At 64.9% G+C, this 24,383-nt stretch carries 18 protein-coding genes and 2 pseudogenes; 17 read left to right on the forward strand and 3 right to left on the reverse strand.

What is annotated here, in order from left to right; all coding sequences use genetic code 11:
- Window positions 1–475: carbon starvation CstA family protein (locus HGSM_RS10645; RefSeq protein WP_326550039.1), on the reverse strand; the 475-nt coding region annotated here is incomplete at its 3' end.
- 378 nt (window positions 476–853) lie between these two features.
- Between HGSM_RS10645 and HGSM_RS10650 the strand changes: the two genes are divergently transcribed.
- A complete protein-coding gene (locus HGSM_RS10650) occupies window positions 854–2,569 on the forward strand; it encodes an ABC-F family ATP-binding cassette domain-containing protein (RefSeq protein WP_051009847.1) in 1,716 nt (571 codons plus the stop codon).
- Between the two features lie 75 nt (window positions 2,570–2,644).
- Here HGSM_RS10650 and HGSM_RS10655 read toward each other — a convergent pair whose 3' ends face one another.
- The gene (locus HGSM_RS10655; RefSeq protein WP_019148748.1) at window positions 2,645–3,955 is read right to left on the reverse strand and encodes an ROK family transcriptional regulator; all 1,311 of its coding nucleotides are present in this window, start codon (window positions 3,953–3,955) and stop codon (window positions 2,645–2,647) included.
- A gap of 381 nt (window positions 3,956–4,336) precedes the next feature.
- On the opposite strand from HGSM_RS10655, the gene galT reads away from it, so the two are divergent.
- The 13 genes and pseudogenes from galT (at window position 4,337) to HGSM_RS10720 (ending at window position 21,242) form a co-directional block, all read left to right on the forward strand.
- Window positions 4,337–5,623, forward strand: a complete 1,287-nt coding sequence (gene galT / locus HGSM_RS10660; RefSeq protein WP_081581442.1) for a galactose-1-phosphate uridylyltransferase — start codon at window positions 4,337–4,339, stop codon at window positions 5,621–5,623.
- Window positions 5,623–6,873: a galactokinase gene (gene galK / locus HGSM_RS10665; RefSeq protein ID WP_019148750.1), complete on the forward strand. Its 1,251-nt coding sequence runs from the start codon at window positions 5,623–5,625 to the stop codon at window positions 6,871–6,873. The genes galT and galK overlap by 1 nt, the downstream gene beginning before the upstream one ends.
- Window positions 6,874–7,024: 151 nt before the next feature.
- Window positions 7,025–7,825 carry an IclR family transcriptional regulator gene (locus tag HGSM_RS10670; RefSeq protein WP_019148751.1) on the forward strand — a complete coding sequence of 267 codons (801 nt, stop codon included), beginning with the start codon at window positions 7,025–7,027 and terminating at the stop codon, window positions 7,823–7,825.
- 112 nt (window positions 7,826–7,937) lie between these two features.
- On the forward strand, window positions 7,938–8,696 hold the full coding sequence (gene eda / locus HGSM_RS10675; protein ID WP_326550040.1) for a bifunctional 4-hydroxy-2-oxoglutarate aldolase/2-dehydro-3-deoxy-phosphogluconate aldolase: 759 nt from the start codon (window positions 7,938–7,940) through the stop codon (window positions 8,694–8,696).
- An 84-nt stretch (window positions 8,697–8,780) separates the two neighbouring features.
- Window positions 8,781–9,881, forward strand: coding sequence for a sugar kinase (locus HGSM_RS10680; RefSeq protein ID WP_019148753.1), 1,101 nt, complete (start codon window positions 8,781–8,783; stop codon window positions 9,879–9,881).
- A gap of 692 nt (window positions 9,882–10,573) precedes the next feature.
- The gene (locus tag HGSM_RS10685) at window positions 10,574–11,269 is read left to right on the forward strand and encodes an anaerobic ribonucleoside-triphosphate reductase activating protein (protein WP_019148754.1); all 696 of its coding nucleotides are present in this window, start codon (window positions 10,574–10,576) and stop codon (window positions 11,267–11,269) included.
- Window positions 11,270–11,302: 33 nt separating this feature from the next.
- On the forward strand, window positions 11,303–12,037 hold the full coding sequence (locus tag HGSM_RS10690; protein ID WP_195891380.1) for an endonuclease/exonuclease/phosphatase family protein: 735 nt from the start codon (window positions 11,303–11,305) through the stop codon (window positions 12,035–12,037).
- Window positions 12,038–12,218: 181 nt separating this feature from the next.
- Window positions 12,219–13,793: a DUF7059 domain-containing protein gene (locus tag HGSM_RS10695; protein ID WP_019148756.1), complete on the forward strand. Its 1,575-nt coding sequence runs from the start codon at window positions 12,219–12,221 to the stop codon at window positions 13,791–13,793.
- 39 nt (window positions 13,794–13,832) lie between these two features.
- Window positions 13,833–15,008 carry an AI-2E family transporter gene (locus tag HGSM_RS10700; protein WP_019148757.1) on the forward strand — a complete coding sequence of 392 codons (1,176 nt, stop codon included), beginning with the start codon at window positions 13,833–13,835 and terminating at the stop codon, window positions 15,006–15,008.
- A gap of 275 nt (window positions 15,009–15,283) precedes the next feature.
- The gene (locus HGSM_RS10705) at window positions 15,284–16,165 is read left to right on the forward strand and encodes a phosphatase PAP2 family protein (RefSeq protein ID WP_019148758.1); all 882 of its coding nucleotides are present in this window, start codon (window positions 15,284–15,286) and stop codon (window positions 16,163–16,165) included.
- Between the two features lie 172 nt (window positions 16,166–16,337).
- Window positions 16,338–19,162, forward strand: a pseudogene (gene topA, locus HGSM_RS10710) (type I DNA topoisomerase).
- A gap of 312 nt (window positions 19,163–19,474) precedes the next feature.
- Complete coding sequence (locus tag HGSM_RS10715) at window positions 19,475–20,086, forward strand: malonic semialdehyde reductase (RefSeq protein ID WP_019148759.1); 612 nt, start codon at window positions 19,475–19,477, stop codon at window positions 20,084–20,086.
- 106 nt (window positions 20,087–20,192) lie between these two features.
- A complete protein-coding gene (locus HGSM_RS10720) occupies window positions 20,193–21,242 on the forward strand; it encodes a Gfo/Idh/MocA family protein (RefSeq protein ID WP_019148760.1) in 1,050 nt (349 codons plus the stop codon).
- Window positions 21,243–21,251: 9 nt separating this feature from the next.
- Here HGSM_RS10720 and HGSM_RS10725 read toward each other — a convergent pair whose 3' ends face one another.
- Window positions 21,252–21,950: an HAD-IA family hydrolase gene (locus tag HGSM_RS10725; RefSeq protein WP_230197537.1), complete on the reverse strand. Its 699-nt coding sequence runs from the start codon at window positions 21,948–21,950 to the stop codon at window positions 21,252–21,254.
- A 52-nt stretch (window positions 21,951–22,002) separates the two neighbouring features.
- On the opposite strand from HGSM_RS10725, the gene tmk reads away from it, so the two are divergent.
- The 3 genes and pseudogenes from tmk to HGSM_RS14645 form a co-directional block, all read left to right on the forward strand.
- Window positions 22,003–22,728 (forward strand): dTMP kinase, encoded by a 726-nt coding sequence (tmk, locus tag HGSM_RS10730; protein ID WP_019148762.1) that lies wholly within the window; start codon window positions 22,003–22,005, stop codon window positions 22,726–22,728.
- Window positions 22,725–23,864: a DNA polymerase III subunit delta' gene (locus tag HGSM_RS10735; RefSeq protein ID WP_019148763.1), complete on the forward strand. Its 1,140-nt coding sequence runs from the start codon at window positions 22,725–22,727 to the stop codon at window positions 23,862–23,864. Before tmk ends, HGSM_RS10735 begins: the two co-directional genes overlap by 4 nt.
- 90 nt (window positions 23,865–23,954) lie before the next feature.
- Window positions 23,955–24,383 (forward strand): annotated as a pseudogene (locus tag HGSM_RS14645) (alpha/beta hydrolase); the annotation flags it as partial.

Genomic DNA, 24,383 nt, shown 5'->3' on the forward strand with positions numbered 1-24,383 from the left:
AGTCCTGGACTGCGCCCGCGAGGACCACGCCGACGATTATCCAGATCGTGCCTGGGAGGTAGCCCATTTGCGCCGCGAGAACTGGCCCGACGAGGGGCCCCGCACCGGCGATCGCTGCGAAGTGGTGGCCAAACAGGACGCGACGGTCCGTTGGCATGAAGTCCTTGGAGTTGTTGTTGTACTCGGCCGGAGTGGCGCGAAGATCGTTGGGCTTAACCAGGTGCTTCTCGATGTACTTGGAGTAGAACCGGTACGAAATCAGGTACGTGCATACCGCGGCAAATACGAACCACATGGCGTTGATGGTTTCGCCGCGGGAGATGGCGAGGACAACCCACGCGACGCCACCAAGCAGCGAGATTCCGGCCCACAGCGCGATCTTGGCCGGGGTCCACTTGCGGTCTTCAGCTTCCGCTACTGCGGGGTCCACACCTGCAGGTGGCAGCTGATCTGGGTCCTTCTTGGTGATACTCATGAGTGCCTCTCGCGTCGTTGCGAATAGTGGTGTCACAGGCTGCGGGGCCCGTCGCGCAGATACTTTTGCGAGAAAGTATCTTGTTGCGCAGGTAACACTATAGCGTCTCGAGTACGTGGACCCAATAGGGTTTTCAGGCACTAATCGGATTTTGAGGAGAACTATCTATCAGCCAGGTCTCTCGCATAAACGGCTGTGGAGCGAGTGTGCTGATGAGGGGGGTGAGGCTCCCATGCGGGCCAGAAAGTCACACCCAAACTCGCTCGCCAAAAACAGTGGGAAGTAGGTGCACCCGGTCCAGTAGGCTGAGAACTGCGCGCCCAACGCGGCCGCACAGGTTGGCGAACTACGCCGCCACCAGACGTGGAGGGGCACGGAATGCCACGGGTTTTGGCTTCGGGTATCGATTTCTACTACGCCGACGAGCGCGTGCTCACCGACGTGACATTCACGGTCGAGGCCGGTTCGCGGCTCGCACTCATCGGTGAGAACGGCTCCGGCAAGTCCACGCTCCTGCGCCTCCTGCACGGCGAGCTCGAGCCGGATGCAGGGCGTTCCGAGCTCACGGGAGCCCTTGGATTCCTTGCGCAGGAAGTGGCACATCCGCCTACGGCGACTGTGCAACAGATTATCGACGAGTCCCTCGCGCCAGTCCGCCAGCTTGAGTTGGGCCTGGGTCAGGCCGCGCAGGAACTCGAGAAGCTCTCTGTCACGCACGTGCAGGGAGAGGGCGGGGAGCACACCGAGGCCTTCGAACAAGCGACCCGAGAATACGACGCGCTGTTGCAGCGCGCCGAGATGGCTGACATCTGGGGTGCGGAAGCACGCATGGAACAGGTGCTCAACGCACTGGATCTGGCTCACCTCGAGCGAAACCGCCAGATCCGCGCGATGTCCGGTGGGCAGGTGCGCAGGCTCTCTCTCGCGCAGGTACTGATCCGCCGCCCAGAAATTATGCTCCTAGACGAGCCCACCAACCACGTGGACGAGCAGGGCCTCGAGTTTCTCCAGCAGACGCTGCGCGAGTTCCCCGGCGTGGTTGTGCTGTCCTCGCACGACCGCACCTTCTTGGATGCCGTGGCAACGAGCATCTTTGACCTGGACCCGTTCGAGGCATCACTGCGGGAGCGTTCGCGAGGCGTCGCCGCCCCTTCCCCAGACGCTACCGAGAGCGAGCGGACGGACGTGCGGCTGTACTCGGGCAGCTACAGCGACTTCCTGCGCCAAAAGCGCCAGGAGAGGCGCGCGTGGGAAGACAAGTACGCATCCGAGCAGGAGGAACTGGAGTGGCTGCGGGGCGAAGGCTCCCGCAAGGCGCGGGACATCAAGCACCGCGAGATGCGCGACAACAACAAGATGAGCTACGGGATGCGCGGCGCCCGGGTGGATAAGCAGCTCTCCCGGAGAATCAGGGCGGCGGACCACAGGATCGCCGAGTTGGAGGGGCGGGCAGTGGAACGCCCACCCCTCGCTCTGAGCTTCGATACCTCCCGGTTGGCGGAGCGCGGACGAGAACTCGATGCCTCGGACGGCGGGGCGTTGCTGCGGCTGAAGAAAGCGGCGGTGGCGGGGCGGGTGGGCCCCACGGACCTGGTCATCCAACGCGGCGAGAAGTGGCTGATCACGGGAGATAACGGATCGGGCAAGTCAACCCTGCTGGGGCTGCTGGCAGGGGACCTCAAGCAGACTTCCGGATCGGTGACCCGGGTCGATGGGCTCAGGGTGGCCCTGCTCGAGCAGGAGGTGGGGCTCGAATCCGACCCTCGTACGCCGCGCGAGATCTACGCGCTCATCACGGGTGGCCTGCCGGGGCTGCCCGGGGTGATGGACTATGGGCTGCTGCGCCCGCAGGACGTGGACAAGCCACTCAAACACCTATCGGCGGGAGTCCGGCGCAGGCTGATCCTGCAACTTCAGCTTGTGCACACGCCCGACATCTTGCTCCTGGACGAGCCCACCAACCACCTGTCGCTGCAACTCATTGAGGAGATCGCGGCAGCCATTGCCTCGACTGAGCTGACGGTGGTTGTGGCAAGCCACGACAGGTGGCTGCGCTCGACGTGGTCCCGCAAGGGGAAGCGCCTCGCGCTCTAGCGGGTTAGGCGAATGCGAGCCAGGCGCGTCCGCTCTGCGCGGGCAGGCTGGTAGGCGGGCGGCTAGGTGGGTTGGTTAGTCGCGCCCAAGGAGGGTGTCGTGCATTGCGATGACTGCGGCGCCTCGAGTCCACAGCGCAAGGTTGGGGTCCTGAACCCGGATCTCCGGGTCTGCGGCGCGGTGGTCTCTGTGGTCGTGGAGGCCCCGGTTGACGGCGTCGGCCGAGACTGAGGCGAGTTCGCAGGCCTCGCCGCCGAGCACGATTCTCCCCGCCAGCGTGAGGTTGGCAATGGCCGCAAACATGGTGCCAAGGGCGTACCCGGAGGCATCCAGCAGGCCACGGGCTTGAGGGTCGCCGGCGGCTGCAAGCCCCATGAGTTGGTCGAACGAAACCGGGCGCCCGATCACCCGGGATGCGCGTAGTTCAAGTTCTTGCAGCGTGAGCATCGCAGTGGCGCATGCGTGGTGACCGCACTCTGCCTCAAAGAGGCCGGGTTGGGTAGCCGCCACGTGGCGTCCCGCGGCGGAGGTGCTTGAATCTGCTGCGGTCCCACCAGATCCTGCGAGTCCAGCGGCGGTGGCATCCGTGGCCGGTGCACCCTGGAACAAACCTGATACCGAGGCCTCCGCGTTCCGCTCGAAGCGTGCGAGCGCCCTGGTCTCCAAGGGGAAGTGCGACATGAGCGAGTAGCCCGCATCTGGGGATGACACGATCTCTCCGTGTGCCACGAGCCCAGAACCGATGCCCGCCCCGATGGTGAACAGTGCGAAGGAATCGGTTCCCCGGCCCTCGCCAAACCAGTGGGTGGCCTGCATGTGCGCGAGGATGTCGTTTTCCACCACGGTGGTGATTCCCGTCAGCTTCTCCAACGCACCGGCGAGGTCGATGTCCGACCACCCCAGGTGGTCCGCGTAGGTGAGGAACCGGCGGTCCCTGACGTGCCCGCCGATTGCCACGCCAATGGCGTGCACGCGAACGGGGGAGAGTTCCTCAAGCTCCGCCACGATCCGTGCGACCTGTGTCAGCGCGGCGTCCGGGGTAGCCGTATCCAAGGGCTCCGCCACGAGTTGCTCGATCTCCGCGTCGGCGCGGGTCAGCGCGCCGTAGGCGTGGGTCTTGGTGAGTTTGATGCCGATGAATCGGTAGGCATCGTGGTGGAAGGTGAGTGGAACGCTCGGCCGCCCGATGCCCATGACGTTCTCAGTGGGGGTCTCCACGATGATCCCGGCCTCGAGCAGCGGCTTACTGAGGCGGGTCAGACTCCCCGCAGAAAGGTCCAGCGCAGCGGAGAGCTCCGTGCGGCTTTGGGGACCGTTGCGTAGCAGAGCGCTAACGATCGCGCGGCCGTGGCCTGCGAGGGGCTGAGTGGTGTCGTGGGTGCTCATGGTCTTTCCGATTTTATTGCACGTGTCAAGTAATCCTGTGGACTTCTCTCAAGCCAAGGATAGTCCGTGCCGTTCTCTTGACAAAAGACTAATTTTTGCCTTAAAAATAAGTAAGACCAGCGACGCTCAAACTCACCGATAGCCACCCCGCACGCCGCGTGCGGGTTGGCACAGCACAACCGGCCGCCGGCCCGAGGTCAGCACCAGCAGTACCAGCAGCACTAACCGCACAGGCTGAACCGACCGCACGTGCCACACAGGCAGGCGCGCAAGCGCTACGACTCACCCGGCCCACCACGGGACGTGGGGAGGTGCTGGGGCGGGCGGAGATCGTCGTTAATAAGAAGCTAAGCAACACACCACCGAACTGCGGGGAAGACCATGAGCACCATCAGTCCACACGTGCGCAAGACTCCAACCACGCTGGCCGACGGCCGCGACCTGTTCTACTTTGACGACTCGGAGCCGTACGTTACCGGAGCCGAAACCCGCAGGCTCGACGACCCGCGCCCACTCACGGACCGGTTCGCCCCCGTGCCGGACGAGAACGGCGTGGAACAGCCAATGACCGGCCCCACGATGCGCTACGACGTACTCACCGGCGAGTGGATCCCGCACGCCGCCCACCGCATGAACCGCACGTTCCTGCCGCCAGCAAACGCCAACCCCCTCGCCCCCGCCAAGCCGGGCGCTGACTACTCGGACGGCGAGATCCCCGCGGAAGACTACGACGTGGTCGTGTTCGAGAACCGCTTCCCATCGCTCATGCGCGTCCCCGGAATCGACGACATCGAGACCGCATTCGAGGGCGAGGACATGTGGCGCATCCGCCCGGCCGCGGGCCGCTGCGAGGTCATCTGCTTCTCCCCGGACGACTCCAAGTCCTTGCGCGAAGTCTCGCCAAGGCGCATGCGCACCATCATCGAGGCGTGGGCCGACCGCACCGAGGAACTGTCCAAGCTTGACGGCATCCGCCAGGTGTTCGCGTTTGAAAACCGCGGCCAGGAAATCGGCGTGACCCTGCACCACCCACACGGCCAGATCTACGCCTACCCGTACCTGACCCCACGTACCACCCAGATGCTGCAGCAGGCCCGCGCCCACCGCGAGGCCACTGGCCGCAATCTTCTGCGCGACGTCATGGAGGCCGAACTGCGCTCCGGCCGCCGCGTGGTGCTCGAGTCCGAGCACTGGGTTGCCTATGTCCCGATGGCTGCGCGCTGGCCGCTAGAGATCCACGTGGCTCCGCGCCGCGATGTGGCTGACCTCGCGGGACTGACCGAGGCGGAGCGCGACGACCTCGCCACGTTCTACCTGCAGATCCTGAACATGATGGACCGCTTCTTCCCTGCGCAGCCAGATGGCTCGCTCACCAAGACCCCCTACATCTCCGGCTGGCACCAGGCTCCAGTGGGTGAGGGTCGCGAGGACCTTCGCCTGCACTTGCAGATCTTCTCCTTCCTGCGGTCCCCGGGCAAGCTGAAGTACCTCGCGGGCTCGGAATCCGGCATGGGTGCTTGGATTTCGGACACCACACCTGAGAAGATCGCGGACAGGCTCAAGGAAGTTGTGGCTGACGCCATCGCTGACGTGGCAGCGGCTGCTGCGCCAACTGCCCCAGCGCCAACTGCCCCAGCGCCAACTACCGGCAAGGACGGGACCAACTGATGACGCACATTGACTGGATCGACGCCTGGAGCCTCGAAGAGGGCGCTGCAAGGGTGTCCAAGATCTACGCCGAGGTATTCGGCGGCGACCCAACTGGCACGTGGTCCGCTCCAGGGCGTGCGAACCTGATCGGCGAGCACACCGACTACAACGGCGGCCTCGTGTTCCCGTTCGCGCTCCTGCATCGCACCTATGTGGCGCTGACCCCGCGCACGGACTCGATTGTTCGGATCGTCTCGGGGCAGGAATCGATGCCATGGGAGGGTGACCTCTCCGATGCCGCCCCCGGTTCGGTATCCGGATGGGCTGCGTACGTGGTGGGTGTTGCTTGGGCTCTGCGCGAGGCCGGCTACGACGTGCGCGGCTTCGACGCCGCGGTGACCTCGTGTGTGCCGTACGGCGCGGGGCTCTCATCTTCTGCCGCACTGGAGGCGTCCGTAGCTGTCGCGCTCGACTCCGTCTACGGCCTTGGCCTGGGCGGTACGCGCGAGGAGCCCAACGATGACGGCCGTAAGGTGCTGGTGGAAGCCTGCATCCGCGCCGAGCGCGAGATGGCAGGCGCGAACACGGGCGGCATGGACCAGTCCGCGTCCTTGCGGTCGCGCGAGGGCTACCTGCTGCTCCTGGACTGCCTGGACCAGTCCATCTCGCACGTTCCGTTCGACCTCGAGTCCTCCGGCCTAGCACTGCTGGTGATTGACACCCGCGCACCCCACCAGCTGGTGGACGGCCAGTACGCGGCGCGTCGCGCCACGTGTGAGGCCGCTGCTCGCGCCCTCGGCGTGGGCACGTTGCGCGAGATTGCCGACGATCCTGCCGCCGCTTCTGTGGTGTATGACCGGTTGGCACAGGCCTCGACGGATGGGGCTTTCGGCGACGAGGCCTTGGATGTGGTCAGCCGCCGTGTTCGCCACGTGCTGGGCGACATCGAGCGCGTTCACGTGGTTGAGCGACTGCTCGCGGAGGGGCGGACCGCCGAGGTCGGCCCAGTGCTGACCGAGGCCCACGCCTCGCTGCGTGACGACTATGAGGTCTCGTGCGACGAGCTGGACCTTGCCGTGGACGCCGCGATTGCGGCCGGTGCGCTCGGTGGGCGCATGGTCGGTGGAGGCTTCGGCGGATCGGCAATCGCGCTGGTCAAGCTCTCCGAGGCGGACGCCATCGCGGCGGCAGTGGTTGAGGCTTTTGCTGGTGCAGGGTACTCGGCGCCGGGCTTCATGATCGCGGCTGCTGGAGCACCCGCGTTCTAGCTGTTCAAACACTTCGAGCATTCCTGGCCGGTCGCAGCGGACAGGGCTCTCGAACCGTGAGCTGAGGGCTCTCTCGGGAAAGTGGTGGCTTCCCCGGGAGAGCCTTTGCGTTGTCTGGATCGGGACGGGCGCGCTGGGTAGAGTTGCACGCATGACCCAAATCCCCGCTGTGCCGTCACACGACCAGGACGCCGACGCGCAGGCGACGCCGCCCGTTGAAAGCGTGGATCGCGCGCTGCGCATTCTGCTCGAGTTGGCGAGCGTGGGGCCCAAGGGCGTTGCACTCGCGGAGCTAGCCGCGGCCACCGGGCTGAACAAGGCGAGTGTGCACCGGAGCTTGGCCGCCCTGAAGCACCGAGCCTTTGCCACACAGGACCCGATCACCGGGCGGTACTTGCTCGGGGGAGCGGCCGCCCAACTGGGCGTATCCTTCTACGGCTCCGACAACCTTGAGGGCCTCCTCCACGGGGCTCTCGTGGAGTTGTCCGCTCGGGTGGGGGAGCTGGTCCACCTCGGCGTGCTCGACGGGACGCACGTGGTTTACCTAGACAAGGTGGAGCCGGACCGTTCCGTGCGAGTGTTCTCCTCCGTGGGCGCCAGAGTCCCCGCGGTCCGCACTGCGATGGGCCGCGCAATGCTGTCCTCGATGGGCCTTGAGCGCGCGAGCCTGGATGCCTTCCTGGGCGAGGGCGATGAGCCCGAACACGTGTGGTCCGAGCTCCAGGGCGCACCAGGGCGCGGGTACGCCCGCGAGATCGAGGAGAACGAAAAGGGAATCACGTGTGTGGCGCTGCCGGTCGCCCGCGGGGCGCGGGTGGTTGGGGCGGTCTCGGTTACTGTCCCCGCCGCGCGGATGACGGCTAAGCGGATGGCCGAGATCGCGGCCGAGATTCACGCTGCTCTTGGCAGGGCGCTGCCCGAGGGAATGTCTGCGGGCTGGCCGCGGCGCTGAGTGCTGGAGGCTTCCTAGAGGTTTACTTGGGTACACTTGCGTGCCATACTCGTTTCATCAGGCGGATCTAGCGTTTCGCACAGCGAAACGCTAGCGGGCTAGGTCGTTGGCGATGAGGCCCACTCCGCCTCAAGGTATCGCCTCCCACACACGCGCCCGTCGCGCCGCCAAGGCTGCGCAGCGCCACACCGCAGAAAGCGTGACCCGTATGTCAGCAGACGCCAGCACCGTACTTGAACAGCTCTCCAAGAACATCCTCGTCCCGGTTGTCGTACTCGATGACGCGGCACACGCGCTGCCGCTTGCGAACGCGCTCGCGCTGGGCGGTCTTCCCGTAGCCGAGGTGACCTTCCGGACGGCCGCAGCCGAGGAATCGATCCGAATCATGGCCGACCGCGGAGGCATCGTGCTGGGTGCGGGAACCGTACTGACCGTGGACCATGTTGACCGCGCGGTCGCCGCCGGTGCCGACTACATCGTGTCCCCGGGGCTGTCCCGCGCAGTAGTAGAGCGCGCTCAGGAGCACGGCGTCGCGGTGCTGCCCGGAGCAGTTACCGCAACTGAAATCCAGGCAGCCCTCGAGCTCGGCCTGAACACCGTGAAGTTCTTCCCCGCCGAGACCTCGGGCGGAGCCTCGGCGATCAAGGCGCTCTCTGCACCGTTTGGTGGACTCAAGTTTGTGCCAACCGGAGGTATCTCCGCTGCGAACCTGGCCACCTACCTCGAGATCGACGCCATCGCGGCAGTAGGCGGTTCCTGGATGGTGGACAAGAAGCTGGTGAACGCGGGTCAGTTCGACCGGATCGTTGAGCTCACCGCCCAGGCTGTCTCGCTTGCGCGATCGCTGCGCCCAGCCTCCGTTAACGCCTAACCCTCCACGAACGCCTCACTTCCTAACAACGCACGGCTCGCTTCCGACTCCTCGCACGCTGCCCTTCCGAAAGGACGACTCCCCATGGCACTAAACATCAAGCCTGCCTCCGAATGCCGCTACGACGCCGTATCGCTCGGAGAGGTCATGCTCCGACTCGACCCAGGCGCTGGTCGCATCCGCACAGCCCGGCGCTTTGACGCGTGGGAGGGCGGCGGCGAATACAACGTGACCCGCGGCCTGCGCCGCGCATTCGGCCTGCGCGGGGCTGTGGTCACGGCACTCGCGGACAACGAGGTGGGCCGCCTCGTGGAGGACTTCATCCTCACCGGAGGGCTCGACACTGAGTTCATCAAGTGGGCGCAGTACGACGGCATCGGCCGCGAAGTGCGCAACGGCCTGAACTTCACCGAGCGTGGCTTTGGCGTGCGAGGCGCGGTCGGCGTCTCCGACCGCGGTCTGACCGCCGCCTCCCAGTTGGCACCCGGCGACGTTGACTGGGACAAGCTCTTTGGCGAGTACGGCGTGCGCTGGTTCCACACGGGTGGAATCTTTGCGGCTCTGTCCGAGACCTCTGCCCAGACTGTTATCGAGGCCGTGACCGCGGCAAAGAAGCACGGAACCATTGTGTCCTACGACCTCAACTACCGCCCGAGCCTGTGGAAGTCCATTGGCGGGATCGACAAGGCGCGTGAGGTCAACCGTGAGATCGCCCAGTACATCGACGTCATGATTGGCAACGAGGAGGACTTCACGGCCTCGCTCGGCTTCGAGGTGGAGGGCGTGGACGAGAACCTCTCGACGCTCGAGACCGACTCGTTCGCCCGCATGATTGAAACTGCTGCCGCTGCGTTCCCGAACTTCCAGGTTATCGGAAACACAATCCGCACGGTGCACTCCGCCTCCGTCAACGACTGGGGCGCCATTGCGTGGTCCCGTGAAACCGGCGTGGTCCAGTCCACGATGCGCGAAAAGCTCGAGATCTTCGACCGCGTAGGCGGCGGCGACTCGTTCGCCTCCGGCCTGATCTACGGACTCATCGACGGACAGGACCTCCAGACCGCAGTGGAGTACGGAGCAGCACACGGCGCCCTCGCCATGACGACCCCCGGCGACACCACCATGGTCACCAAGGCAGAGGTCCTCAAGCTCGCCGGCGGTGGTACGGCCCGCGTGGACAGGTAGGGACAGGCAGTCCACGTCCGATCACCGTGAGGTGCGCTAGAGCGCAACCAGGATCGTCGACAATCAGAAAGCAAACGGCCGCAAGGCCGTGATGACAAGCCGAGAGGGCCCGCGCTGCGCGTAGCGCGGGCCCTCTCGTTCTCGGACGTAGGCGTGAATCAGGGAGTCGATCGATTACACGAGCCCACGTGTTCCGCAGCCGACTACAACAGGACCCGTACCCCCGCCAAGGTCGGACCCAAAGGCCTCGGAACGAAGTCTGTGTGGCGTCTCAACGTGGGTGGCGAATCCACGTGCCTCTGTCCTTTGACCGTACGAAGGTGCGGGTGTTCTCGCAACCGCTAGGGGGCGTAATTTCGGGAGAAAAAGTGGAAACTTCTCCCCAAAATTCGCCAATTCCTGGACGCCCAGCGCTGGCGTGCAGATACACCGGAAACCGGGCGCGAGCGGTGCAACCTGGCGCCGGGCGAATTTCCGGTCGAGGACCACCATGTGGCATCGGAATTAGCACCGAGCACCTCCGCCGCAGGGCCGTAAGTCTCAGATTCTCGCGGATCGCACCGGTAAAATTGGTGGCCAGATCGTCGGGTGAGGCGCGCCCACCCTACCTCCCACACCACCACCCAGGTGGTACCCGGCAAGTGCCGCTCCACGGCCCACACAGCGTGGACGACAGTTTAAGTAGGCATGGCATGAACGCTCAACAACCTAGTTCCCAAAAGCTTGAGATCGCGGGTTTCGAGCCAGCATCCCAGGTGGACTGGCCGGGCAAGCTCGCGGCAGTGGTCTTCCTGCAGGGCTGCCCGTGGAAGTGCGGATACTGCCACAACTTTGAGATCACCGATGTGGACAAGCCGGGGATCGTGGCGTGGGAGTACGTCTGCGAGCACCTGGAGAGTCGGCGGGGCCTCATCGAAGGCGTCGTGTTCACCGGTGGAGAGCCCACTCGCCAATCCGCGCTCCTGCCCGCTATCACAGCGGTCAAGGAGATGGGGCTCGAGGTTGGCCTGCACACCAACGGCGCCTACCCGGAAAAACTCGAACCGCTCCTGCCCTACCTCGACTGGGTGGGGCTGGACGTCAAAGCGACCAGCGCAAAGTACCTGGCGGTGACCTCCGTTGCGGAAGACAACGTGGCGCCCATGGCCTCCCTACGCCTGCTGCTCGGCGCTCACGTGCCAGTCCAAGTGCGCACTACCCTGGACCCTCTCGTGCTGGACGAGGACGACGTTCTCGAGATCCAGCGCGAGGTAGGGGAGCTGGGCGTCACCGACTTTGTGGTCCAGCGCGTTCGCCTGGACGGAACCAACCCCGAGTATGCCAAGGCGCTGAGCGAATACCGCAGTAAGGCCGCACACACTGCGAACGACATCCTCCCGATGTTCTGACGGTGTGCCGTGCTTGGGTCTACGGTTGTTTCCGTGGGCAAAGCGCAACTGACGGTGGCAACGTACAACATCAAGGGTCTGTCTGTGGACCGCGCGCAGGTGGTGCGCGTGCTGCGGGACCTGGACGCAGACGTGGTGGCAATCCAAGAGGTGCCCCGCGGTGCCGCGGGACGAGCACGGCTGGAATCGCTCGCGGATGAGGTGGGCCTGGACGTTGCGGTGCACGGGGGCTACCCGCGCGGCGGCGTGACCACAGCGATCCTGACCCGGCCGGAGGTCTCGGCCCGGGTGCGGACCAGAGGTTACAAGGTCCTTCCGCTCGACGTGTGGCGCTGGTTCTCCACGTGGCGCACGCGCTTCATCGCCCCCAGCCGCCGCGGCTTTTGCTTCATTGACCTCGGAGAATACGTGGTGTTCTCGGTGCACCTCGGGCTCAACGCCTCTGAGCGCATGGTCCACCGCAACATCCTGCTGAACGCGATCAAGCGGCTCGGCCCGAGCCGCTGCGTGGTGGCGGGGGACCTCAACGAGCCGCCTGCCGGCGACTCGTGGCGGGCGCTTGGGCGTCCCCTTCGGGACGCGCTGGAAGGCTCAATTACCGACGATAATGCGGCCGCCTTCAACACGTTCACTGCCGCTCGTCCCCGGCGCCGTATCGACGCGATCTTCGTGGGTGACGGCATCACCGTGGACGATGCGCACGTGGAACGGTCACACGCCGCCAAGACGGGAAGCGACCACCTGCCCTATGTAGTTCAGCTGAGCTGAACGGGTCTGCTCTGAGCCGGAGCGGTGTGCGAAGAATTCCGCGGGACGGCAAAGTGCGCAGGCAGGAGCCGGTTGGCCGGAGCACGCTGGGAGTGGTGCGCGGGGCTGGAAGGCGACCAAGATCGTCGGGAATCACAACCACTGCGGACGCGGCTGCGCGCGAGTTTGGGACAATGGGTTCATGACTGCCGTGCACCCCACCCCGCAAGTGACCGACCAACTGGACGACCTGCGCGCGGATCTTCGCGCCGCAAACTACACGGTGGACGGCACGAGCGCGCTGCTCGGCCCGCTCGCAAACGCGGCGCTGCACCGCGAACAGGCGCTGCCCGCCCTGCGGGCGCTGGAAGGGCGTACCGAGCCCGCCGCTCTCCTGATGCGGCTGTTCATGCTGGGTAAGACCTTGACCGCAGCCGAACTGTCGACGGCGTTCCCGACCCTTGGCATTCAAGGCGCGCTCGCGGCCAACCTCGTGCGCGAGGCGGACTCCGGACGGGGAGCGGACGGCGGATACGAGGCGATCACGGAGATCCGGCCACACGGGTTTGCTGACGAGAGCGGCCAGGTGGACTGGTGGCTGGCCTCCGACCTGGGCGAGGTCGCAACGGGCGGCGCGCTGGGCGCCGACCACGTTCTCGGCGCCGGCGGCGCGTCCCTGACCCTCGCGCAGATCACCTCGCGTGAGCCCGTGGGACGGGTGCTGGACCTCGGCACCGGCTGCGGAATCCAGGCCCTCCATGCGTCTCGCCACGCCCAACACATTGTGGGCACCGACATCTCCGTACGGGCACTCGAGTACGCGCGCTTCAACGCCGCGCTGGGCGGAGTGGAGTTCGATCTGCGCGAGGGCTCAATGCTGGAGCCTGTGGCGGGGGAGAAGTTTGACCTCGTGGTGTCCAACCCGCCTTTTGTCATCACTCCAACCAGCCACGAAGGCGACGTCCTGCCCCAGTACGAGTACCGGGACGGGGGACGCTCCGGCGATGACCTCGTGCACGACCTGATCGTCAACATCGGCTCGGTGTTGGCACCGGGTGGACGCGCCCAGATGCTCGGCAACTGGGAGATCCGGGGCGACGCGGACTGGACCGAGCGGGTGAACTCTTGGCTCGACGAGGCCGAGGCCGCGCACGGCCCGCTCGACGCATGGATCGTACAGCGCGAGCTGCTGGACCCCGCCCAGTACGCCGAAACGTGGATCCGTGACGGCGGCACCACCCAGGACCGCGACCCCGCCGCCTACGAGGCAACCTATGGCGCATGGCTCGACGACTTTGCCTCGCGTAACGTGAGCGGAATTGGGTTCGGCATGATTGTGCTGCGCAAGCCTCCTGCAGGCCAGCCGCGCACGCTGCGCCGCCTCGAGGAGATCACGGGAACCGTCCAACAGCCGCTCGGCCCAGTGTTTGCGCGGGCGTTCGCAGCGCACGACTGGCAGGCGGGACTCTCGGACGAGGCCCTGTGGAACGAACGGTTGCGGGTGGCCCCGGACGTCACGGACGAACGCTACTTCACCCCCGGCAACGATGACCCGAACGTCATCATTATTCGCCAAGGTGGCGGGTTCGGGCGCGCCATCCAGTCGGGAACCGTGCTCGCCGGACTGGTTGGCGCGTGCGACGGCGAGCTGCGCGTGGGCCAAATCGTGAGCGCAATCGCGAGCCTGTTCGAGGTGGACACCGCGGAACTCGCCGCCGAGGTCCTGCCGGATGTGCGCGGACTCATCACGGATGGCTTGCTCGAGCAGGCCAATTAGCCGATATAGTGCCACAACCGTACTTTTTCAGGGAGAACCATGTCCTTTTCCTCTAGGCGCCGCCGCGCACGCCTTGCCGAACTATCTGCGCAGCCCCAGACCGAGGTCATCACACCCCAGCCGGTGATCGTGGAGACCCCCGCGTCGAGCTGGCGCAGCGGCATGGGGCTCGTAGCCACGCGCGCTCTGCAGGCGCTCGCGATCCTCGCCTTTGTTGCGGTGCTGTTCTATGGCATGTCCTTCCTGTCCACCCTGATCATCCCGATTCTGCTGGCGCTCATCATCGCGTCCGCGCTTCGGCCAGTTCTCCTCAAACTGCAGAGCTGGGGTATGAAGCCGATGGGTGCCACCTGGGTGACCCTCATTGGTGCGATCATCCTGGTGGGCGCGCTGATTACCGCGATCGTCAACGCTGTGCGCCACCAGTGGCCACTGCTTGCCGAGAGCGCGAGCGAGGGCATCGCTCAACTGCAGAAGATGCTAGAGGACCTGCCCTGGACCATCTCCAACGAGCAGATCGAGGCCGCTAAGGAAACCATCGTTGGGTTCCTGACGTCCAGCAGCTTCGGCTCGAGTGCGCTGGCCGGCGTCTCCGCGACCGGCACGTTCTTGACCGGCCTGTTCCTCATGTTTGTGGTGCTGTTCTTCTTCATGAAGGACGGCCCCAAGATTTGGGAGTTCCTGCTGCGTCCGTTCCACGGCGAGAATTACGCGCGTGCACGCCGGGTCGGCGACAAGACGGTCCACACGCTCGGCGAGTACGTGCGCGGGACCGCCATGGTCGCCGCAATCGACGCGATTGGCATCGGCATCGGTTTGGCGGTTTTGCAGGTTCCACTCGCGCTTCCGCTCGCGGTCATCGTGTTCCTGCTGGCGTTCATTCCGCTCATTGGTGCGACCCTCGCCGGCGCGCTCGCGGCGCTCGTCGCGCTCGTGGACGGCGGCGTGTGGCCAGCGCTCATCGTCGTTGCGATCGTGATCGTGGTCAACCAGCTCGAGGGTAACTACCTGCAGCCCAAGATCATGGGCAAGTCGCTGTCCCTGCACCCGCTCGTCATCCTGCTCGCCCTGACCGCTGGCACGATCATCGGCGGCGTCCTGGGCGCGGTTCTGTCCGTGCCAGTAGCGGCAGTGGGTTGGGGAATCCTGTCCGTCTGGGACGGTCCGGCGCTGCCCGCCGAGTTCGTGCGCGAGAAGAAGCACACCGCAGTCTGAGCAGTGTTTTTTTGAGGGCCGTGCGGCTGTGCCGCACGGCCCTTTTGTGTCTGTGGCGAGGTCGTGCTGGAAGCCCGGGCCCGCGTGTTTCCACTGACTATCGACGATTGAGTAACGGTGCGCTGGAAGGCTAGGGAATCGTCGAAAATCAGTTGGTGCCGCCGCCAAGGCGGCGCAGAGCGGGCGGTGCTAACCGTGCGGGTCCGCGCCAAATTCACGGCGAACCTTCGGCCGGTTTTTTCTGATCCTTCACATTCTCGGACTACCGTATACGGGTGACCACACGCAGCGACGCTCGAACGAACAAGACCGCGATCCGTATCGCGGCGCTCCTCTGCGCACTTCTGTGGGCAGTCGGGGTCTACGTGCTGTGGCGGTTTTTTGTGGGCACCAAGATGGGCCAGACGATCGAGGAGGCCGCGTTCTTGGGGTCGGTCTACGGCCGCTCAAAGCTGTGGACACTTGCCGAACCGATCCTCTCCCTGGTCTCGGGGCTCTACGTTGTGGTGGCCATCGTGGTGGTCGCGGCGATCGCGCTCATGCGCAAGCGGCTACTGCTCGCTGCCCAGGTGGTCACGATCATTGTGGGCGCGAACGTGACCACCCAGATCGTTAAGCGCTACCTGTTTGACCGTCCCGAGTTTGACGTGGGATGGGCGCTATCCAACTCGCTGCCCTCCGGACACACCACGGTTGCCGCCTCGACATCGCTGGCGCTGCTCATCGCCGTGCCGCGTAGATTCCGGCCGTTTGTGGCACTTCTGGGGGCCGGATACACAGCAGCCATGGGAGTGTCCACGCTCGTGGGGCAGTGGCACAGGCCCTCGGACGTGTATGCGGCGATTCTGGTGGCGGGAGTGTGGGCAACCCTAGTCACAGTGTTTTCCACAAGCTCTACGCACGACAGCGATCCACGCCGCACACGCACCTGGACTGCCGCCGCCACGATCGTGTTCGGGCTGGTGGCGGTTATTGGCGCGCTCGCGGCAGTTTGGTTCCTGCGCGGCGCATTCCAGCACTGGGACACCACACTTCTGACATCCTCCGAACTGCAAAGAAACGCATATATAGGTAGCGTTGCAGCGGTCGGCGTGGTGAGCGCTCTCGTGTTTGGCACTACGCTTGTGATTCGACAGGCAGTGGCACGCATGCGCTAATGTCACAGTATTCGCGTCTGTGCGCATTCCGAGTCCATGCTTAGACTCGAAGGTGAACGCGGTCTGTATATATTGGCCACTGGACGCTTTCTTAAAAATTGCCAATAGACGCTAGTTCGGATGTGCACGGCGCATCCACCCCCAGAATTCTTTAACGGAAGCAGGATTGTTCATGTCCGTGGGACGTAAGCTCGTCATCGTGGAGTCGCCAGCCAAGGCACGCACGATTTCCAACTACCTTGGAGACAGCTACGCGGTCGAAGCAAGTGTGGGTCACATTCGTGACCTGCCACAGCCTTCGGACCTCCCTGCCGACATGAAGAAGGGCCCGTTCGGCCGCTTTGCCGTGGACGTCAACGACGGCTTCACCCCGTACTACGAGGTCTACCCGGACAAGAAGAAGAAGGTCACCGAGCTCAAGCGCCTGCTCAAGGACGCCGACGAGCTCTACCTCGCAACCGATGAGGACCGCGAGGGAGAAGCCATCGCGTGGCACCTCCTCGAAGCGCTGCGCCCCAAAGTCCCCGTCAAGCGCATGGTGTTCCACGAGATCACCCGCGAGGCCATCGAGCGCGCGCTGAGAACACCCGCGACCTCGACGACAGGCTCGTAGACGCCCAAGAAACCCGACGTATCCTCGACCGCCTCTACGGCTATGAGGTCTCGCCAGTGCTGTGGCGCAAGGTCCGCCAGGGCCTCTCCGCCGGCCGCGTCCAGTCCGTGGCAACCCGACTCGTGGTTGAACGCGAACGCGAGCGCATGGCGTTTGTGGCCGCCAACTACTGGGACGTCTCCGGAACCTTCACCGCGCAGACGGGAAGCGACGCCGGCACCTCGTTCACAGCCAAGCTCAACCAGCTCGACGGAAAGCGCGTGGCAACCGGCCGCGACTTCAACGACGCCGGTCAGCTGACCGCCAAGAACGTCACACACCTCGACGAAGCCGGCGCACGCGCCCTCGTGGCAGAACTGGCCGACCAGCCAGCCAAGGTCCTGAGCCTCGAAACCAAGCCGTACACCCGCCGCCCAGCAGCGCCATTCACCACCTCAACGCTCCAGCAGGAGGCGTCGCGCAAGCTACGCATGTCCTCCAAGCAGGCAATGCGCGTGGCCCAGACGCTGTACGAGAACGGCTACATCACGTACATGCGTACCGACTCGTCGGCGCTGTCCAGCCAGGCCATTTCCGCGGCCCGCCGCCAGGCAGCCGAGCTTTACGGCTCCGACTTCGTGCCGGCAAAGCCACGCACCTACGCCACTAAGGCCAAGGGCGCACAGGAAGCCCACGAGGCAATCCGCCCCGCAGGAGACTCCTTCCGCACCCCAGCCCAGGTGGCAAACGTGCTGTCCGGAGACCAGTTCAAGTTGTACGAGCTCATCTGGAAGCGAACCGTCGCCTCCCAGATGGCCGATGCCCGTGGCTCCACAGCAACCGTGAAGCTCGGCGTAAACAGTGCCTCCGGCTCACGGGAAGCAGTGTTCGGCGCCTCCGGAACCGTCATCACCTTCCGTGGATTCCTCGCAGCCTACGAAGAGGGCCGCGACGTGGAACGCTACTCCGAGGACGGCAAGGGCGAGGCCAAGGGCGACGCCCGCATGCCAGCAATGGAACAGGGCGACACCCTGAGCACCTCTGACCTCGAGGCAGACGGCCACACCACGTCCGCACCGCCACGCTTCACCGAAGCATCGCTGGTCAAGGCACTGGAAGAACGCGGAATCGGACGACCATCCACCTACGCGTCCACGATCTCCACGATCCAGGACCGCGGGTACGTCAACAACCGTGGCCAGGCGCTCGTCCCATCATGGATTGCATTCGCCGTCATCCGCCTCCTCGAAGAGCACTTTGACCAGCTCATCGACTACGACTTCACTGCACAGATGGAGTCCGACCTCGACGAAATCGCTTCCGGTGAGACCGACCGCGTGGCCTGGCTCAACAACTTCTACTTCGGCGCAGAAGACCAGCCAAAGCGCGGACTCAAGGAACTCGTAGACACCCTCGGAGACATCGACGCCCGAGACATCAACACCGTCCCCATCGGCGAAGGCATCGTCCTGCGCGTCGGCCGCTACGGCCCATACGTGGAAGACCTGTCCGGTGAGCTGGCGGAAGGCGAGAACCCACCGCGTGCCTCCGTCCCCGACGAGGTGGCGCCCGACGAGCTGACGGTTGCGAAGGCCCGCGAGCTACTCGAGACCCAGTCGGACGGAGACATCTCGCTCGGCGTGGACCCGGCATCCGGACACGAGATCGTGGCCAAGACGGGACGCTTCGGTCCGTATGTCACCGAGGTGCTGCCTGAACCTGAGTTCGAGGAAGGACTTTCGGCCGCGGCGCTCAAGCGCGCCAAGGCAGCCCTGCCTAAGCCACGCACAGCCTCGCTGTTCAAGTCGCAATCGCTGTCCACCATCACGCTCGAGGAAGCGCTGCTCCTGCTGTCGTTGCCGCGCGTACTCGGCGTGGACCCCGAGACCGGTACCGAGATCACTGCGCAGAACGGCCGCTACGGTCCGTACCTCAAGAAGGGCACCGACTCCCGCACGATCGCATCGGAGGAACAGCTCCTGACGATCACGCTGGAGGAGGCGCTCGAGATCTACAAGCAGCCAAAGCGCGGTCGCGGTGCCACCGCGTCGGCCCCGCTCAAGGAGCTCGGCACGGACCCAACGTCTGAGAAGCCGATCGTGGTCAAGGACGGACGTTTCGGCCCGTACGTCACCGATGGCACGACCAACCGCACCCTGCCAAAGGACGCCTCCGTAGAGTCGATCACCTTTGAACAGGCCGTGGAACTCCTTGCGGAGAAGCGTGCAAAGGGCCCGGTCAAGCGTGCCACAAAGGCTTCAGCAGCTAAGAAGACACCTGCCAAGAAGCCAGCGGCGAAGACCGCAGCTGCCAAAAAGCCTGCTGCGAAGGCCACTGCTGCCAAGAAGACTACGGCGACCAAGGCTCCAGCCAAGCGCGCGGCGGCCAAGAAGATCGAGGAGTAAATCTCAGGCGGGAGCGGCTATTCGCCTGATCCCGCTGGTACCTTGAGTACTGAACCTAGGCGTTGGTGGACGTAGAGCCCCAGCGCCTAGGTTCTTTTTGTCCCTCGATCGTCACCACTACCCGCTCCCACCCCGCCACCCACCCCTCTTTTCCCATCGAGAGTATTCCTGAGCCCACTCTCGACGTCGAGAGTGGGCTCAAAAATACTCTCGATCGAGTGTGGGGAAGCACACCATCCGGGCACTGTTCCACGCGTGGTCGAACCACGTAACGTAAATGATTGAAAGTTCTATTACTTCGGAGGGGGAGCGATGACAATCGTAGACATCGAAACGCAGGGGCTAACGGACGAGGCGTTCGCGACGCTCTTCACCGCGGCGCACACCGCGCACTCCTTCACCGAACAGCCAGTCTCGGACGAGACCGCCGAGGCAATCTACGAGCTCCTCAAGATGGCGCCAACCGAGATGAACACGCAGCCGCTACGCGTGACCTGGGTCAGGTCCCGTGAAGCCCGCGAGTCCCTCGCCGAGGTCATGAACGAGGGTAACAAAGCAAAGACCCTCGCGGCCCCGCTCACCGCGATCCTGTCGATGGACACCAACTGGCACCACCACCTCGGCACGCTCGCGCCGTGGGCAGAGGAACGCATGGGCCACTTCGAGGAGAACCCGCTGGTCCGCGAGACCATGGCACGGAACAACTCATTCATCCAGGTTGGCTACTTCATCATGGCTGCACGGGCGCTTGGCCTATCTGCCGGGCCCATGAGCGGATTCAACCACGAGGCGCTCGACGCCAGGTTCCACGGCGACTCGGGGCAGCATGCCCTGGTAGTCGTCAACCTCGGGTATCCACACGAGGGATCGTTCCGCCCGCGTTCCGGCCGACTCAGCACCGAGACTGCAACTCGCACACTCTGACCGGCCGGCTGCCTTATCGAGGCCGCGCCTCGACATTAGTCTTGAGACTCAACAAAACGCCCGCCGGGAGTACTCCCGGCGGGCGTTTGTGCCCTAAGTTGAGGGTATGGAAAACAACATCATCCCGTCAGCGTTGACGAGCGGCCTCGTACCTTCCCCTGCAGATGCGCCAACTGTGCGCTGGGGAATCTTGGGTGCAGGATGGATCTCCTCGCGATTTGCACAGGCGGTCTCGCAGCGCACCGCCTCCACTATCGCGGCCGTTGGATCCCGCAGCGCTGAGCGCGCAGAGGCGTTCATCGCCGCCAACCTCGAGGGGCACCCTGAGCCAAAGGTCTACACCACCTACGAGGAACTGGTTGCGGACCCGGACATTGACGCCATCTACGTAGGCACGCCGCACTCCCATCACCTGGAGCACGGGCTCCTTGCTATCAACGCGGGCAAGCACGTCCTGGTGGAAAAGGCCCTGACCCGGAATGCGGGGGAGGCCCGCGAGCTCTTGGACGCGGCGCGGGATAATGGTGTGTTCATCATGGAGGCCATGTGGACGCGTTTCCTGCCGCACATCGCCGCCGTCCATGACCTCATCGACCGCGGCGTGATCGGCGAGATCACCACCGTGATTGCGGACCACGGCCAGCACTTTGAGTTCAACGCCGAACACCGCCTCTACAACCCGGACCTTGCGGGCGGAGCACTGCTCGACCTGGGCATCTACCCGCTCTCGTTCGCACACGACATCCTTGGCACCCCCACGGAGATCGTTGCGCGCGGTCAGCTGACCGAGACCAACGTTGACGGCCAGATCTCCATGATCCTGGACTACCCCGGTCGCCAGCAGGCATCGCTCAGCACCACGCTGTGGGGCGCCACCCCGACCACGGCCTCGATCACAGGCACGCTTGGCCGCATCGAGATCGACGGCGCGTTCTACGCCCCAACCTCGTTCACCGTCACGCTTAACGACGGCACCACGAGCCGCTACGAAAAGGACGACGTACTAGGGCTCGAGTTTGAGGCCGCAGAGGTCGCCCGCTGCATCACCGAGGGCAAGCTCGAGAGCGAGCGCATCACCCGCGAGCAGTCGTACGCCATCATGGAGGCAATGGACCAGATCCGCAGCCAGGTGGGTGTGGTCTACCCGGGCGAGTGATCGTCCACCCTACGCGGCGATGATGCGGATCCCAGCCATATCGTCGTAAATAAAACGGATGTGATCGAGCGATTCGATCACGGCGTCCGCGTCAAGGTCCTCAAGATTGTGCGTCCCTGGGACGCCGAGGGTTGCGCAGCCGGCCGCACGGCCGGCGCGCAACCCGCTGGGCGCGTCCTCGATCACGAGGCAGCGCTGCGGATCCACGCCGAGCAGGCGAGCAGCCAGTAGAAACGGGTCGGGATGCGGTTTTCCGTTATCCACATCATCGGCCGTGACCATTGTGTCCATTCCCAGCCCCGTGATTCCCAGGCGCACGAGCGCCAGATCGCGAGTCGAACTCGTGACGATCGCCCGCCGGCTCGGAGGGATCGCGGCCACGGCCTCTGCCGCGCCAGCCATGGTGATGATCCCGTCCGTACTGCCCATCTCGAGCGCGAGAATTCGCTGGAACGCGGCCTCGCGATCTTCCTGCGGAACCAGCTGCTCGATGATGGCGCGCGCAGGCGTGCCGTGGAACTGGTGGTAGTGCTCTGGTTGGTAGCCGCACTCCTGCATCCACACGCCCCAGCACCGCTCTGTGACGTGGATGGAACTGATGAGCGTCCCATCCATGTCGAACAGCACCGCATCGAATGTGCGGCCGTCGAACACGTCCACTGGGTTGCGTGAGGCGGTGGTCATGGGGCGGTTAGCAGCTGGGTTCATGTGGCTAGGGTACGCGGCCCGCAGTGTCAGCGGGAACCGGTAGGGTTGGAGCGTGACTGATTCTCCGTACCTCCCTGTAACTGCTGCGCCCCACGCCGCCCACGGCGTATTCATCTCCTTTGAGGGCGGCGACGGCTGCGGAAAGACCACCCAATCGCGCCTCCTCGGGCAGTGGTTGGGCGACGTTCTGGACCGGGAAGTCGTACTGACGCGTGAGCCGGGCGGTACCAGCCTGGGCAAGAAGATCCGTCCGCTCATCCTGCACGATGAGGACATGGGGCCACGCGCCGAGGCGCTGCTCTACGCGGCGGATCGCTCGCACCATGTGCAGTCGCTGGTTCGCCCCGCGCTCGCGCGCGGCGCGATCGTGGTCACTGACCGTTACTTGGATTCGTCCCTCGCCTACCAGAGTGGCGGTCGGGAACTGACTGCCGACGATATTCGCGGCTTGTCGCTGTGGGCTACGCAGGGTCTGATGCCAGTTGTGACAGTGCTTTTGGACATCTCTCCCGCCGCTGGGGCAGCACGTTTCACGGACGCGCCCGACAGGTTGGAGAGCGCGGGCGACGAGTTTCACGAGCGTACCCGCCAGGCCTACCTAGACATGGCGGCGGCAGAGCCAGAGCGCTTTGTCACGGTGGACGCGCACGGCTCAATCGAGGAAATCGCCGCGCTGGTGCGTGCGGGGGTTGCCCGCAGGTTGGCCGCGATCTTCCCAGAACTGGCCGAGCGCCTCGCCTCAAGGCTAGGCGGGGAAACGGCGCCCCTCAACTCATGAGTGTCTGGGATGAACTGGTTGGCCAGTCCGCTGTAGTTGACGTGCTCGCCGGGGCGGTCGCGGAGCCTGCGGCGATGACGCACGCGTGGCTGTTGACGGGGCCTCCCGGCTCAGGACGCTCCAATGCGGCGCGCGCCTTTGCTGCGGCTCTGCAGTGCGAGCAGGGAGGGTGCGGCACGTGCGCGAGCTGCCTCTCTGTCATGCGGGGGACCCACCCGGACGTTACCGTCGTGGCCACGGAAAAGGTCACCATTGCCATTGACGAGGTCCGCGGGCTGATCTCGGACGCGGCCCGAGCGCCATCCGCCGGCAGGTGGCGGATCATCCTCATCGAAGACGCCGACCGCATGCTTGAGCGCACCACGAACGTGCTGCTCAAGGCGATCGAGGAGCCCGTCCCTAGGACGGTGTGGCTGCTGTGCGCACCGAGCCCGCAGGACGTCATGGTTACCATCCGCTCGCGCTGCCGCAAGGTGTCGCTGCGCATCCCACCGGTTGATGACGTGGCGGCGCTCTTGGTGTCCCGTGATGGGATCGATCCGGAGACTGCGAGTATTGCAGCGCGCGCGGCGCAGTCACACGTTGGCCTCGCCCGGAGGTATGCGCGGGACCCGGAGGCGCGGGAACGACGCAACTCCGTGCTGCGCCTCGCAGCCTCGATCAGGGGCGTTTCCGACGCGGTGATCGCGGCGGGCAAACTGGTGGAGGTTGCTCAGGAAGAGGCCGCATCCGCCTCGGCAGAGCGAGACGCGAACGAGCTGGCGAGCCTCATGCGCACCCTCGGGATCGAGTCCGGATCCAACGTGCCCCCGGCACTGCGCTCACAGATCAAGCAGTTGGAAGACGAGCAGAAGCGGCGCGCGACCCGCCACCAGCGCGACGTGCTCGACCAGGCGATGCTCGATCTCCTGTCCCTGTACCGCGACGTCCTCATGATCCAGCTACGCACCCAGAGCGAACTGGTGAACGCGGAACAGGAGGAGTACGTCATGCAGGTGGCCTCTGTGACCACACCAGTCCACACACTGGCCAAGCTCGACGCCATCAGCACCGCGCGAAAGCGTCTGGCCGGAAACGTTTCACCGCTCCTGGCCGTTGAAGCAATGATGGTAGCGTTACGGCCTACCGCCCACTAGCTCGCAGAGACACTGCGCCCGCAATGGGCGCGGGATATGAACCACGCCGCCACCCCCCGCTACACACAACACATTGAGGGAACCACACCTATGCAGTCTTTCTCCCGCAGAGTAGCCGCACTGGCAGCAGGAGCGGCGGCTTCGTTGCTTGTACTCACGGGATGCTCGGTCAACGACAACCCCGCAGCGCCGAGCCCCAACCAGTCCTCGAATCCAACGACCACCGCACCGGCTGGGCCAGTCCCGGAGGGCTTCGAAGAGGTCTACAGCCAAAAGGTGGACTGGACCAAGTGCGGTGGAGGCGCCTTCCTGTGCGCGACCGTTCAGGCGCCGATGGACTGGAGTAACCCCGATTCGGAGCGTGTGGGGATTGCCGTGCAGATGTACAAGGCGCGGAGCTCGTCACCTCAGGGAACGGTGCTGATCAACCCAGGCGGACCGGGTGGATCCGGCGTTGAGCTCGTGGGATACGCACCCGCAATCTTCGGTGAGAAGTTGCTGGAAAACTACAATATCCTG

Origin of the sequence: Timonella senegalensis JC301 (assembly GCF_000312125.1) — a bacterium.
GTDB lineage: Bacteria > Actinomycetota > Actinomycetes > Actinomycetales > Cellulomonadaceae > Timonella > Timonella senegalensis.

Excerpts from the sequence above, each read along its gene's own strand:
- HGSM_RS10725 (WP_230197537.1), bottom strand. The coding sequence starts at position 21,950 with ATGAACCCAGCTGCTAACCGCCCCATGACCACCGCCTCACGCAACCCA.
- galT (WP_081581442.1), top strand. The coding sequence starts at position 4,337 with ATGAGCACCATCAGTCCACACGTGCGCAAGACTCCAACCACGCTGGCC.
- HGSM_RS10685 (WP_019148754.1), top strand. The coding sequence starts at position 10,574 with ATGAACGCTCAACAACCTAGTTCCCAAAAGCTTGAGATCGCGGGTTTC.
- HGSM_RS10655 (WP_019148748.1), bottom strand. The coding sequence starts at position 3,955 with ATGAGCACCCACGACACCACTCAGCCCCTCGCAGGCCACGGCCGCGCG.
- HGSM_RS10650 (WP_051009847.1), top strand. The coding sequence starts at position 854 with ATGCCACGGGTTTTGGCTTCGGGTATCGATTTCTACTACGCCGACGAG.
- HGSM_RS10715 (WP_019148759.1), top strand. The coding sequence starts at position 19,475 with ATGACAATCGTAGACATCGAAACGCAGGGGCTAACGGACGAGGCGTTC.
- HGSM_RS10720 (WP_019148760.1), top strand. The coding sequence starts at position 20,193 with ATGGAAAACAACATCATCCCGTCAGCGTTGACGAGCGGCCTCGTACCT.
- HGSM_RS10735 (WP_019148763.1), top strand. The coding sequence starts at position 22,725 with ATGAGTGTCTGGGATGAACTGGTTGGCCAGTCCGCTGTAGTTGACGTG.
- HGSM_RS10700 (WP_019148757.1), top strand. The coding sequence starts at position 13,833 with ATGTCCTTTTCCTCTAGGCGCCGCCGCGCACGCCTTGCCGAACTATCT.
- galK (WP_019148750.1), top strand. The coding sequence starts at position 5,623 with ATGACGCACATTGACTGGATCGACGCCTGGAGCCTCGAAGAGGGCGCT.
- HGSM_RS10670 (WP_019148751.1), top strand. The coding sequence starts at position 7,025 with ATGACCCAAATCCCCGCTGTGCCGTCACACGACCAGGACGCCGACGCG.
- HGSM_RS10695 (WP_019148756.1), top strand. The coding sequence starts at position 12,219 with ATGACTGCCGTGCACCCCACCCCGCAAGTGACCGACCAACTGGACGAC.
- HGSM_RS10680 (WP_019148753.1), top strand. The coding sequence starts at position 8,781 with ATGGCACTAAACATCAAGCCTGCCTCCGAATGCCGCTACGACGCCGTA.
- eda (WP_326550040.1), top strand. The coding sequence starts at position 7,938 with ATGAGGCCCACTCCGCCTCAAGGTATCGCCTCCCACACACGCGCCCGT.